General features: G+C 36.2%; 11 protein-coding genes. 7 read left to right on the top strand and 4 right to left on the bottom strand.

Features of this window, described 5'->3' with window-relative positions:
• Positions 1–185: 185 nt before the first annotated feature.
• The 3 genes from ychF (at position 186) to I215_RS03640 (ending at position 6,069) form a co-directional block, all read left to right on the top strand.
• A complete protein-coding gene (gene ychF, locus I215_RS03650; protein WP_008990603.1) occupies positions 186–1,277 on the top strand; it encodes a redox-regulated ATPase YchF in 1,092 nt (363 codons plus the stop codon).
• 248 nt (positions 1,278–1,525) lie between these two features.
• Positions 1,526–3,379, top strand: coding sequence for a DNA topoisomerase IV subunit B (locus I215_RS03645; protein WP_008990602.1), 1,854 nt, complete (start codon positions 1,526–1,528; stop codon positions 3,377–3,379).
• A 92-nt stretch (positions 3,380–3,471) separates the two neighbouring features.
• Entirely contained in the window at positions 3,472–6,069 is a 2,598-nt protein-coding gene (locus tag I215_RS03640) for a DNA gyrase/topoisomerase IV subunit A (protein ID WP_008990601.1), read from the top strand.
• Between the two features lie 79 nt (positions 6,070–6,148).
• Here I215_RS03640 and I215_RS03635 read toward each other — a convergent pair whose 3' ends face one another.
• From I215_RS03635 to I215_RS03625, 3 genes are read right to left on the bottom strand one after another with little or no spacing between them, the layout of a single operon-like run.
• A complete protein-coding gene (locus I215_RS03635; RefSeq protein ID WP_008990600.1) occupies positions 6,149–6,592 on the bottom strand; it encodes an MgtC/SapB family protein in 444 nt (147 codons plus the stop codon).
• A gap of 58 nt (positions 6,593–6,650) precedes the next feature.
• Complete coding sequence (locus I215_RS03630; protein ID WP_008990599.1) at positions 6,651–7,037, bottom strand: hypothetical protein; 387 nt, start codon at positions 7,035–7,037, stop codon at positions 6,651–6,653.
• On the bottom strand, positions 7,034–7,447 hold the full coding sequence (locus tag I215_RS03625) for a helix-turn-helix transcriptional regulator (protein WP_008990598.1): 414 nt from the start codon (positions 7,445–7,447) through the stop codon (positions 7,034–7,036). Before I215_RS03625 ends, I215_RS03630 begins: the two co-directional genes overlap by 4 nt.
• Positions 7,448–7,747: 300 nt before the next feature.
• On the opposite strand from I215_RS03625, the gene I215_RS03620 reads away from it, so the two are divergent.
• The 4 genes from I215_RS03620 to I215_RS03605 all read left to right on the top strand — a co-directional run bounded on the left by I215_RS03620 (position 7,748) and on the right by I215_RS03605 (position 12,721).
• A complete protein-coding gene (locus I215_RS03620; RefSeq protein ID WP_008990597.1) occupies positions 7,748–8,881 on the top strand; it encodes a M14 family metallopeptidase in 1,134 nt (377 codons plus the stop codon).
• A gap of 102 nt (positions 8,882–8,983) precedes the next feature.
• Positions 8,984–9,463, top strand: a complete 480-nt coding sequence (locus I215_RS03615) for an Lrp/AsnC family transcriptional regulator (protein WP_008990596.1) — start codon at positions 8,984–8,986, stop codon at positions 9,461–9,463.
• An 88-nt stretch (positions 9,464–9,551) separates the two neighbouring features.
• A complete protein-coding gene (locus I215_RS03610) occupies positions 9,552–12,140 on the top strand; it encodes a phosphoenolpyruvate carboxylase (RefSeq protein WP_008990595.1) in 2,589 nt (862 codons plus the stop codon).
• A 191-nt stretch (positions 12,141–12,331) separates the two neighbouring features.
• On the top strand, positions 12,332–12,721 hold the full coding sequence (locus I215_RS03605) for a hypothetical protein (protein WP_008990594.1): 390 nt from the start codon (positions 12,332–12,334) through the stop codon (positions 12,719–12,721).
• Between the two features lie 75 nt (positions 12,722–12,796).
• Here I215_RS03605 and I215_RS03600 read toward each other — a convergent pair whose 3' ends face one another.
• Positions 12,797–13,486 carry an LOG family protein gene (locus I215_RS03600; protein ID WP_008990593.1) on the bottom strand — a complete coding sequence of 230 codons (690 nt, stop codon included), beginning with the start codon at positions 13,484–13,486 and terminating at the stop codon, positions 12,797–12,799.
• Between the last annotated feature and the right edge of the window lie 35 nt (positions 13,487–13,521).

Raw genomic sequence — 13,521 nt, 5'->3', positions numbered from 1 at the left:
TTCCATTTTTGGTTATCTATTATAGATACGAAAATTATTCGAATTTCGATGTTAATGGTCTCATAAGTTGTGCTAACGTACTGTTAAAGCAAGCCAAGTAGTATCGCGTTAAATCCCTATCACTATATGCAATACCATAGAATCATTTGATTATATTTGCACTCGAAAAAAACAATCAATATCGAATGAAAGCAGGAATTGTAGGGTTACCAAATGTTGGGAAGTCAACATTGTTCAATTGTTTGTCCAATGCAAAGGCACAGAGTGCTAACTTTCCTTTTTGCACCATTGAACCGAACCTAGGAGTGGTAAACGTTCCAGATGAGCGTTTAGAAAAATTAGAGACTCTTGTTAATCCAGAGCGGGTCCTTCCAGCTACTGTTGAAATCGTCGATATCGCTGGTCTTGTCAAAGGAGCGAGCAAAGGTGAAGGGCTAGGAAACCAATTTCTAGGCAATATCCGAGAGTGTAACGCGATCATTCATGTTTTAAGATGCTTTGATAATGACAATATCGTTCACGTTGACGGTAGTGTTGATCCAATTAGAGATAAAGAAACAATCGACATTGAGTTGCAATTAAAAGATCTTGAGACTGTTGACAAACGGTTAGAAAAAGTTAATCGTGCTGCAAAAACAGGGGACAAGGATGCTCAAAAAGAACAAAGCTTATTACAACGTTTTAAAACTTCTTTGGAAAGCGGAATCTCCGCTAGAGCGGTAGAGGTAGATGAAGATGAAGCTGAATTCATGAAAGGATTTCAGTTATTGACCGCAAAACCAATTCTATACGTTTGTAATGTAGATGAGGCTTCTGCTAAGACTGGAAATGCTTACGTAGATAAGGTCATTGATTTTACTAAGGATGAAAATGCAGAAGTTATTGTCCTAGCAGTAGGCACGGAGGCAGATATTGCAGAATTGGAGGACTATGAAGAGCGTCAATTATTTTTAGAAGATATCGGACTTAAAGAGCCAGGAGTTTCCATTTTAATCCGTGCGGCATATAAACTCCTCAACCTCCAGACGTATTTTACAGCTGGAGTTAAGGAAGTCCGTGCATGGACCATTGATGTGGGGGCCACTGCACCTCAAGCTGCAGGAGTGATACACACTGATTTTGAAAAAGGATTTATCCGAGCAGAAGTTATAGGTTACCAAGATTATGTAAGCCATGGCAGTGAGGCCAAAGTAAAGGAAGCTGGAAAAATGCGAGTTGAAGGTAAAGAATACATCGTGAAAGATGGTGACGTTATGCATTTTAGATTTAATGTGTAACCAATTACATCGATCAATATTATTGGTGTTTGAATGGTATCTTAACTTGAGTTTTAGGATACCATTTTTTGAATCTATGCCTTTAGCGAAAGATCTTGTTGAATTTTCTCCCCTGGCATACATTAATTTACAAAAAATCAGGTTCTTAACAATTTGGGGTTTTAGTATGTTAATTACTTTAGATTAAAGGGGTTTCATTTTAACGGTTGAAGCCTTATATTAGCATCAAATCCCATCTCTAAATAAATATGTCAGAAACTACTAAGTATACAGAAGATAATATTAGATCCCTAGATTGGAAGGAGCACATCCGTATGCGTCCTGGTATGTATATCGGGAAATTAGGTGATGGATCCTCTGCCGATGATGGTATTTATATTTTAATAAAAGAAGTGCTGGACAACTGTATTGATGAGTTTGTCATGGGCGCTGGTAAGACAATTGAAGTATCGGTGCAAGGCAATAAAGTAATTGTAAGGGATTACGGCCGTGGAATCCCACTAGGGAAAGTAGTAGATGTGGTTTCCAAGATGAATACTGGAGGAAAGTATGATACTCGAGCTTTTAAAAAGTCTGTAGGGCTCAATGGAGTAGGAACAAAAGCCGTCAACGCTTTGTCATCGTATTTTAGAGTTGAATCAAATCGTGATAATCAATCCAAGGCTGCTGAATTTGAGCAAGGAAATTTAGTTCATGAAGAAGAACTAGAGCAAAGTAGCAGAAGAAGGGGGACCAAAGTAACCTTTATTCCAGATGAGGGCATTTTTAAGAACTTCAAATTCCGCAACGAGTATATTGAGAAGATGATACGTAATTACGTGTATCTCAACCCAGGGTTGGCTATTATATTTAACGGTGAGAAGTTTTATTCAGAGAATGGATTAAAAGATTTATTAGAAGATAGCACCAACAAAGAAGATATGCTATATCCAATAATCCATCTTAGAGGAGAGGATATCGAAGTTGCTATTACACATAGTAAAACACAATATAGTGAAGAATACCATTCCTTTGTCAATGGCCAAAACACTACCCAAGGTGGAACGCATTTGGCTGCCTTTAGGGAAGGAATCGTAAAAACCATTAGAGATTTCTACGGTAAAAACTACGAAGCCTCCGATGTAAGAAAATCAATTATCGGTGCCATTTCAATTAAAGTAATGGAGCCCGTATTTGAGAGCCAGACCAAAACAAAGCTCGGCTCCACTGATATGGGAGGTAAATTACCGACTGTAAGAACCTATATCAATGACTTCTTAGGAACCCAGCTCGATAACTTCTTACATAAGAATTCTGAGGTTGCTGAGCTCATGCAACGTAAAATTTTACAAGCAGAGCGGGAGCGTAAGGAACTATCAGGAATTCGTAAACTAGCAAAAGAAAGAGCTAAAAAAGCAAGCCTTCACAATAAAAAACTTCGAGATTGTAGAGTGCATCTTGGAGACATGAAAAATGATCGAAGACTAGAGAGCACTTTATTTATAACCGAGGGGGATTCTGCATCAGGATCCATTACAAAATCTAGGGATGTCAATACTCAAGCTGTGTTTAGTTTAAGAGGGAAGCCACTAAACTCCTACGGTATGACTAAAAAGATTGTGTATGAAAATGAAGAATTCAACCTGTTGCAATCGGCTTTAAATATAGAAGAGTCATTAGGCGATTTGCGCTACAATAATATCGTCATCGCTACAGATGCCGATGTTGACGGTATGCACATTCGTTTATTATTAATTACATTTTTTCTGCAATTCTTCCCTGAACTCATAAAAGAAGGGCACTTGTATATACTACAAACGCCGCTATTTAGAGTGCGAAATAAAAAGCAAACTTTCTACTGTTACAGTGAAGAAGAAAGAAAAGACGCTATTAAAAAATTAAGCGGAAAGCCCGAAATAACGCGATTCAAAGGATTGGGTGAAATTTCTCCTGATGAATTCTCTAACTTCATTGGAGAGGACATCCGATTAGAGCCAGTAATGCTCGATAAGGCAATTTCAATTGAAAGCTTACTGGAGTTTTACATGGGAAAGAACACGCCTGATCGTCAAAAATTCATCATAAATAACCTTAGAGTTGAACTTGACACTGTAGAAGAATAATAGTTAAAAATCAATTGATTAACTATCGTTTTTCTGCTCAAATTGTAGTTGAATCATATTTATATTAATTTGCTAAACTGACATCGCCATTTATGGAAGAAATTACAGATATAAATCCAGAAGATAACGGCCAACAAGAGACCATTACCAAGGTCGGTGGCATGTATAAAGATTGGTTTTTGGATTATGCTTCATATGTGATTTTAGAAAGAGCAGTGCCTGCTATCGAGGATGGTTTTAAACCTGTACAACGCCGAATCATGCACTCTTTAAAAGAATTAGATGATGGCCGTTACAACAAAGTAGCTAACATCGTTGGACATACCATGCAGTATCACCCACATGGGGATGCTAGTATAGGGGATGCTATGGTTCAAATTGGTCAGAAGGATTTATTGATCGACACACAAGGGAACTGGGGTAACATCCTCACAGGGGATAGTGCAGCTGCTTCCCGATACATCGAGGCACGTTTATCTAAATTCGCCTTGGATGTCGTTTTTAGTCCTAAAATAACGGATTGGCAACTTAGCTATGATGGACGAAAGAAAGAGCCAATTAATTTACCGGTTAAATTTCCATTACTATTAGCACAGGGTGCTGAAGGTATTGCAGTAGGACTTTCCACAAAAATATTACCCCATAATTTCGTTGAACTTATTGAGGCATCTATAAAGCACCTTAAAGGCAAAGGGTTTACCATTTATCCTGATTTTCCAACTGCTGGAATTATGGATGTTAGTAACTATAACGATGGTAAAAGAGGTGGAAGAATACGAGTTCGTGCTAAAATTTCGCAATACGATAAGAACACCTTAGTTATTAATGAAATTCCATTTGGCACCAATACATCAAGTTTGATTGATTCAATCCTTAAGGCCAATGAAAAAGGGAAAATAAAAATCAAAAAGATTGAGGATAATACTGCAGCAAATGTAGAAATATTGGTGCATCTACCCTCTGGACTGTCTCCTGATAAAACCATAGATGCCCTGTATGCATTTACCTCATGTGAATCTTCCATATCGCCTCTAGCTTGTATTATCGAGGATAATAAACCATTATTTATTGGTGTTAACGAAATGCTTAGACGTTCCACAGATAATACTGTAGATCTGCTAAAGCAAGAATTAGAAATTCAACTCAACGAGCTGGAGGAGCAATGGCATTTTGCTTCCTTAGAACGAATATTTATCGAAAATAGAATTTATCGTGATATTGAAGAGGAGGAAACCTGGGAAGGTGTAATTAACGCTATTGATCAAGGGTTACAACCTCATATCAAACATTTAAAAAGAGCCATCACCCAAGAGGATATCACTCGACTTACTGAAATCAGAATTAAGAGAATTTCTAAATTTGACATCGATAAAGCCCAAGAGAAAATCGAGGCTTTAGAAGATGAAATCGCTCAAGTGAACCATCACTTAGAACACCTTATTGAGTATGCTATAGACTACTTCAACACACTTAAGAAAAAGTATGGAGAAGGTAGAGAGCGAAAAACAGAAATAAGAATCTTTGACGATATTGAAGCATCTAAGGTTGTTATTAGAAACACCAAGTTATACGTCAATCCTAAAGAAGGATTCATTGGTACCTCCCTTAAAAAGGATACTTATGTTTGCGATTGTAGTGATATTGATGATATTATTGTTTTTACGGCAACCGGTAAAATGATGGTGACTAAGGTAGATACCAAAACCTTTATCGGTAAAGATATTATACACGTGGCGGTATTTAAAAAGAAAGATAAGCGAACTATTTATAACCTCATTTACAAAGACGGCACTGGAGGATCTACCTATATCAAAAGATTCTATGTCTCTAGTGTAACTCGTGATAAGGAATATGACCTTACCAACGGTAAAAGTGGTTCTGTAGTTCATTATTTTTCAGCTAATCCAAATGGGGAAGCAGAAATTGTAACTATATTTCTAAGACAAGTAGGGAGTGTCAAAAAACTCAAATGGGATATTGATTTTGCAGATATCCTTATCAAGGGTAGAAATTCCAAAGGAAATATTGTAACCAAATATGCCGTTAAAAGAATTGAACTTAAAGAAAAAGGAGTCTCAACCCTTAAACCGCGTAAGATTTGGTTTGATGACACTGTTCGAAGATTAAATGTGGACGAAAGAGGTGCCCTATTAGGAGCCTTCAAAGGTGAAGACAAGCTCCTGGTAATCACTCAGGACGGTATCGCTAGAACAATTACACCTGAATTAACTACCCATTTTGAAGATAATATGATTGTTCTTGAGAAGTGGAACCCTAAAAAACCGATTTCTGCCATTTATTACAACGGTGAGAAGGAATTATATTACGTCAAGAGATTTATCATCGAACAAGCCGAGAAGGAAGAATCATTTATTTCTGATCACCCAGATTCGTTCCTTGAGCTTGTCACCACGCATTGGCTCCCTAAAATTGAAATTGAATTTATAAAGGAAAGAGGAAAAGATCGCAAACCAAATCAGGAACTAGCCTTAGAAGAGTTCATCGCTATAAAAGGAATAAACGCCCTAGGGAATCAGCTCACTAAAGAAAAGGTAAAACAGGTTAATCTTCTAGAGCCTTATCCTTACCAGGAGCCCGAAGAAGTGGAGCCAGAGGATATGGAAGTCAATGAAGAGGAAGAACTGTCAAATCCATCTGAAAACAAATCAGACCTAACTTTATTTGACTAATACATATAATTATTTAGAAATTACTCTGAAAAAGCCAATCGTGGTTCTGTTGCTCAAATAAACGTAATATAACCACGATTTACTTATTGAAAAATCGGACATCTACCCAGCCAAAAACAAGATTAATAGCCACAATGACTACAGTGGCGAAGGCAAGTTCTCCATAAAATCCATAAGCGGCTAAACAACCTGCAGCAGCACTGCACCAAATGGTAGCAGCAGTGGTAAGACCTTTGATTTTATCTTTGCGTTGCACAATTACACCAGCTCCCAAAAAACCTACACCAACAACTATCTGACCTAGCACCCGAGTAATATCGACCCCAACTCTGTTTTCAAATTCTAACGAAAGCATGATAAATATCGATGCGCCAATGGCTACGATGGTATTGGTCTTTAATCCAGCGCTTTTACCTTTATATTGTCGTTCTAAACCAATTAGTAAACCCGCCAAGCTAGCAGCCAAAATTTTATACATAAAATCTTGGATATGCATTTCAAATATGGAATTAATAGTATTCATATTTTCAAAAAGCTTTGGTGTTGATTGTAAAACCTCTAATAGCTAATTGCCATTAAAATTACTCAATTTTTGTGACCGTTCCTTTGTATTTGTTCGCAGAATCACCAACAAGAGAAAATTCATAGGTATAAGTATCGCCTTCAGTATATAAAATCTTCATGTGTACTGCCTTGGCATCATTTAAAGAAGTTGGATTGATCTTCTCTACAATAAACTCACAATCATTAATCCAGCGGATGCTACTAGAATCAACTCCATTCTCGTAGTAGTCTACCTCAAGAGTGTCATTTCTAAAGAATGTGCTCGTTTTTTCTTCCCCATCTAAGGTATAGGTGTACTCAAAAGTTCCTGTTTTAAAATCCTTGCAATTGCGTTGAACATTGTAGCAGGAAGCCATGAATAAACTAAAGATAAAAAGTAGCAAAATTTTTTTAAGATGTATCATTCCCTATCATTTTTAAATTCCTCAAAGGTACCATCTTTATAAAAGATTACAATGCGGGAGATTGGCTTTTTTTGCCCTGAAACCGCAGTATTTGGCACTTCATACGGTGTTTTTTCAGAATAGGTAGATTGGTCTTCTTCTCCAAGATCCAAAACCATTTTAGAATTTGGATTAGGGGCGCTTTTAATTGGGAAATTTCCCTTGCCATTTAATAGCCAATAAAGTTCAACATCTGGATATTGATGCAATATTTTTAACACAAAATCCAAGCTTGGATTATTTCGACCAGAGAGTAAATGAGAAATCGAGGAGCGCTGGACTCCAATAGAATCGGCAAATGCGGAGGCAGATAAACCGTAATATTCTAAAACCTTTTCAAGACGTTTAATAAATTCATCTTTGTTTACCATTGTAAACTAGTGTTATAAAAATTAATGTGTTACAAATGTAAATAGTAAAATGGAGAAATCAAAATAGGTGAATCAACAACATAATAGATTAAAGTAAAACTTCTATTTAACGATGTATATGACTAAACTACAGGGATCTATGACTCAAATATAGAATTTGTCTATTTATAAGACATAATTGTAAACTTCTGTGTTTACAATTAGTAAACAACTGACTTAAAAAGCGTTTACATTTGTCATTTCCTCTAGTTCACACTTGTAAATGAATTTCCTTTTACATTTGTAAATTCAAAATTAACTATGAAATACCTCGACACTTTTTTTAATGCCTATCAGCATTACAAAGACCCTTTATTAAGTGGTCGTTATATCCATTTACAACAAATTGAACCTTTAATTGAACGCTACAAAAATTTTTTCAAGATTAAGGTTCTCGGAGAATCTGTTGAAGGAAAACCTATCTATAGCATAACACTTGGGAATGGACCAAAGAAAATCTTAATGTGGTCTCAAATGCACGGCAATGAATCCACAACGACAAAAGCTGTATTTGATTTTCTAAAATACAGCACAATCGACGAGGATTTCAACCAATACATTATGGCTAATTTTACGCTATGTATATTACCGATGGTTAATCCTGATGGCGCAGTTGCCTATACTAGAGTTAATAGTAATTCCGTTGATCTTAATCGTGATGCACAAGATCGCACTCAACCCGAGAGCGTTATTTTAAGAAGAGTGTTTGATTCATTTAAACCTGAGTTTTGTTTTAACTTACACGATCAACGCACTATATTTAGCGCTGGAAAGACTCCGTTGCCAGCTACAGTTTCTTTTTTAACTCCCGCAGAGGACAAGGAGCGCACAATCACCAAAGAGCGTAAGCGAAGCATGGAGATTATTGGAGTTATGAATGAATTCCTTCAAAAACATATACCTGGCCAAGTAGGAAGGTACGATGATGGATTCAATATAAATTGTGTAGGGGATACGTTTCAATCGGCTCAAATTCCTACCATATTATTTGAATCTGGGCATTTCCCAATGGATTACCAAAGAGAACAAACTCGAAAGTATATTGCATCTGCCATGGTATGCGCGGTTAATTATATAGGAGACCACGACATCCTTGGCCTTCAGTATAAGAAGTATTTTGATATTCCAGAGAATGAAAAGTTGTTTTATGATGTTATACTTTATAACTTTCCTATTAAAGAAGATTCAAAAGTTCAACACCTTGATATAGCCATATTATTTAAAGAGTCACTAAGGGAAGGTAAACTTGAGTTTAAACCAAATGTAGAGCGGATTGAAAAGAATTTGAAATTTTATGCTCATAAGAAATTCGATATGAATGTTCTAGGCACCACTAGTGTTGAGAAATATGAAATAAATGAAGTCTTTTTAACGAAATTATTAGGAAATATTTAATAAAAATTTTAATTATTTATGTAATTACTTGTTTAAAGATGGTGATAGATTCAGTTTTTTTTATTTTTTTTGCATATCCTTTAAAGATAATTAAAAAAAACTATGGCAAAATTTAAATTAGACGAAGTTGATCACCAGATTCTGGATATGTTGATTGAAAATACTCGAACTCCATTTACGGATATCGCGAAAAAATTACTAATTTCTGCTGGTACTGTACACGTAAGGGTGAAAAAAATGGAAGATGCTGGTATTATAAGAGGATCATCATTAACATTAGACTATGTAAAATTAGGGTATTCCTTTATTGCATATGTTGGTATATTTTTAGAAAAAACGCATCAAACTAAATTTGTTCTCGAGCGTTTGAATCAAATCCCATACATCACGGTAGCACATATCACTACTGGAAAATTTAATATTTTCTGTAAAATAAGGGCCAAAGACACCAAGCATGCTAAAGATATTATCTTTAAAATAGATGATATCGATGGGGTATCAAGAACTGAGACAATGATCTCACTCGAGGAGAGCATTAATGATAAGAGAAGATTAATGCATACCATATTTAACGATTTATAAGATTTATGTTTAAATCACTTTTTAAACCCTCTCAATTCTTTAAGTTGAGAGGGTTTTTCGTATTTTTACGTCAAATAGAAATAAATTTATGCTAAGAAAACCGAAAATTGATCGCTTTAATGAAAATGTGCTGTCGCGATATCAAATATACAACAGCATATTTATCACACTACCATTTGACGAGATTAGTAATACAGGGGTTCTGCTTCCATTATTTTCAGAATTATGTGATAATGGATATGAGGAAAATCAAAATCCAAGTCAAATAGTTGAGCGTTTTTTTAAGAAGTATTATGACAAGCCATCTGAGGAGGAAAGATTCGATCTTCTTTTTAGATTTATACAGTATATCGAAAGGCAGGTTGTATTGTTTGATGCAATCGAAGATGCTACCTTCCCTATAGTGAACAACATGGATGGGATCGGAACACTCCGAAACATGAGAGAGGAAGCTGAGGCTAAGAATAAAGTTGCGGAATTAAAAGCTTGTTTAGAAGAATTTAATATCCGACCAGTGCTCACAGCACACCCCACACAATTCTACCCAAGTTCTGTTCTTGTCATTATTACAGACCTTGCGGAGGCTATCCGAAAAAACGATTTAAATCTAATAAAAAAGTTACTTGCCCAATTAGGTAAAACACCATTCTTTAAGAAAGAAAAACCATCACCTTTTGATGAGGCCGTTAGTCTGATTTGGTATCTAGAACATGTATTTTATCATTCTGCAAGCCAGATCTACAATTACATTCAAGACAATATATACATTGACAATGACTTAGACAACCAGGTTATCAACTTAGGTTTTTGGCCTGGAGGAGATCGGGATGGCAATCCATTTGTGACCACGGATATTACCTTAAAGGTTGCAGATCGATTACGAACTACCGTCCTTAGAAACTACTACAGAGACGTCAGAAGGCTTCGCCGTCGTATTAGCTTTAAATATGTAGATAAGCTCATTTTGGATTTGGAGAATAATCTTTATGAAAATATTTTCTTAGAAAGTTCTCAATCAACAGCAAGCGTGGATTATACCATGGGAACTTTGTTGGAGATCCGTGAAATCTTAATCGAGAAACATCAATCACTGTTTGTAGAAGAAGTAAATAGCTTAATCAATAAGGTAAAACTCTTTGGTTTTCATTTTGCTGCTTTGGATATCAGACAGGATTCCAGAGTCCATCACAATGTACTCTCTACTATTGTCGAAGAGTCCTTAGACATGGGATTGGATATTTTCCCTAAGGATTACCTTAAATTATCAGATGAGCAGCAAATAGATGCCCTGAGTAAGGTCGTAGGTAAGGTGAATCCAAGTTTGATTAAAGACCAGATGAGTCGATTAACCTTGGAATCCATCTATGCCATGAAAACCATTCAAAAGAACAATGGTGAGCTTGGTTGTAACCGTTATATTATCAGTAATAACGGAAGTGTGCTCAATGTTATGCAAGCCTTTGCCATGATCAGAATGTGTGATTGGGAGACGCCAACTGTAGATGTTATTCCTCTTTTTGAAACCGTAGATGATTTAGAAATTGCCCACAAGGTCATGGAAACGCTTTATTCTAATAAGGCTTACGCAGAGCACCTTAAACGAAGAGGAAACAAACAAACCATTATGTTAGGATTCTCGGATGGTACCAAAGATGGTGGTTACCTTATGGCTAATTGGAGTATTTATAAAGCGAAAGAAACTCTTACTGCTATTTCGAGACAATACGGCATAAAAGTTATTTTCTTCGACGGACGTGGTGGCCCACCAGCTAGAGGGGGTGGAAAAACACACCAATTCTATGCCTCACTAGGACCGACAATTGAAAATCAAGAAGTGCAATTGACTATTCAAGGACAAACCATTAGTTCTAATTTTGGAACCTTGGATTCATGTCAATACAATATGGAACAACTTATAAGTTCTGGAATCGTAAATAATGTTTTTAACGATGAAGACGACCGATTAAGTGAGGAGGATCGCGATACTATGAATCGACTTGCAGCAATCAGTTATCAGTCTTATATTGACTTTAAAAAGCATCCAAAGTTCCTGCCATATTTAGAGAACATGAGTACCTTAAAGTACTACGCTAAAACAAATATCGGTAGCCGTCCCTCAAAAAGAGGAGGGTCAGACGAACTAGTATTCTCAGCTCTAAGGGCTATTCCATTTGTTGGAAGCTGGAGTCAATTAAAACAAAACGTTCCTGGATTCTACGGCGTAGGAATCGCTATTGATACTTTTGTGAAAAATAATGAGTTCGACAAGGTCGCATCGTTGTATAAAAACTCAACCTTTTTTAGAACCTTACTTGAGAACAGTATGATGAGTCTTTCTAAATCCTATTTCAAACTCACTGCATACATGCAGAACGATGATGAATACGGTGAATTTTGGCAGATAATTCACAAGGAATATGAGCGCAGTAAAGCCATGATTCTTAAAGTGACTGGCTATAAAGAGCTTATGCAAGACACGCTTTCTATGAAAGCATCAATAGAGGTTCGCGAAAAAATAGTATTGCCTTTATTGACAATCCAGCAATACGCTTTAAAGGAAATTCAGCAATTGAAAAAAGAAGGGAAAGATGTTGATGCTAAACGCTTAGAGGTTTTTGAGCGCATGGTGACACGCTCCTTGTTTGGGAATATTAACGCGAGTCGAAACTCTGCGTAAAAGCAAGCTATTAATAATCTAGCTATATATAAAAAAAGAGCCGTTAAGCAGTCCTTTTAAAAGACACTTAATGGCTTTTTTATTTCAAATTCGATTTTAGCAACCTAAAGGCCTTAATACTAGAGTGTTAAAATTTATGCGTCTATTTAAACGAGGATTATTTAACTATTACCTAACTCATTAAAATAAATATGTTTTTAAAGTACCTGACGGGTTTAATTCTAGTGCTACTTTTAAGTTGCAGTGACGATGATCAAAGCAAACTTTTATCCTTTGATGAATTATGCACCTATACCCCTAAATCAGAAATTACCACGGAATGTGAAGGTGAGTTTCTAATTCACATAACCGACAAAGAAGCTCAGATGCGATATTCAGAGCAGCTTGGATATTATGTGAGATTCTCAATTCAGGGTAGTTATGATTGTGAAATTATCGGAGTTATTTGTCAGGGGGTATATGAAGATAGCATAGGATCCACAGTTAGGGTCTCCGCAGATGTGCACCAATATGCTACAGATGCTCTTCCAATGGTGGCAGGAGTAACTAAAGTTTCTTTAAATCGGTTCACTATTAAATGACAATTGGCACCTAGTTATTAAAAACCCGATGCCAATGAACTTATTTTATAACTACTTCTCTTATAAGAGGACGGTTTAAAAATTTGGGCTAAGATTGTATTTTTTGTAAAATGCGTCAATAATTTCCACTACCTCATCTTCGTTATCTACCAGATGCAATAAATCAAGATCGTTTGGACCAATGTTATTGTTCGCCTCAAGTAGAGTAGTGCGTATCCAGTCTATTAATCCACCCCAAAATTCACTACCAACAAGAATTATCGGAAATTTTGCAATTTTTTTGGTTTGAATAAGAGTAATGGCTTCAAAGAGTTCATCCAAGGTCCCAAATCCTCCTGGCATCACCACAAACCCCTGTGAATACTTTACAAACATCACCTTTCTAACAAAAAAGTAATCAAAATTCAGATTTTTATCCGCGTCAATATATGGGTTATCGTGCTGTTCAAATGGAAGGTCGATGTTTAGTCCCACGGAGGTACCTCCGCCTAGATGAGCTCCTTTATTTCCAGCTTCCATAATTCCAGGACCACCACCAGTTATAATGCCATATCCCGACTCAACGATCTTTCTGGAGATACGTTCGGTAAGATCGTAATATTTGGTATTCGGTTTTGTTCTAGCCGAACCAAACACTGAAACACATGGGCCGATACGACTAAGATGTTCATAGCCGCTTACGAATTCACTCATAATTTTAAAAATAGCCCAAGAATCATTGCTCTTTATTTCATTCCAGCTTTTGGTGTGTTGTTCTTTTCTCATCCTATGAATTTTAGTTGTATATCTTATTTTATTAC

The sequence above is a fragment of the Galbibacter marinus genome, from assembly GCF_000300875.1.
Classification (GTDB): domain Bacteria; phylum Bacteroidota; class Bacteroidia; order Flavobacteriales; family Flavobacteriaceae; genus Galbibacter; species Galbibacter marinus.
The sequence above is the reverse complement of the archived record's forward strand: the minus strand, read 5'-3'. Positions and strand labels throughout refer to the sequence as shown.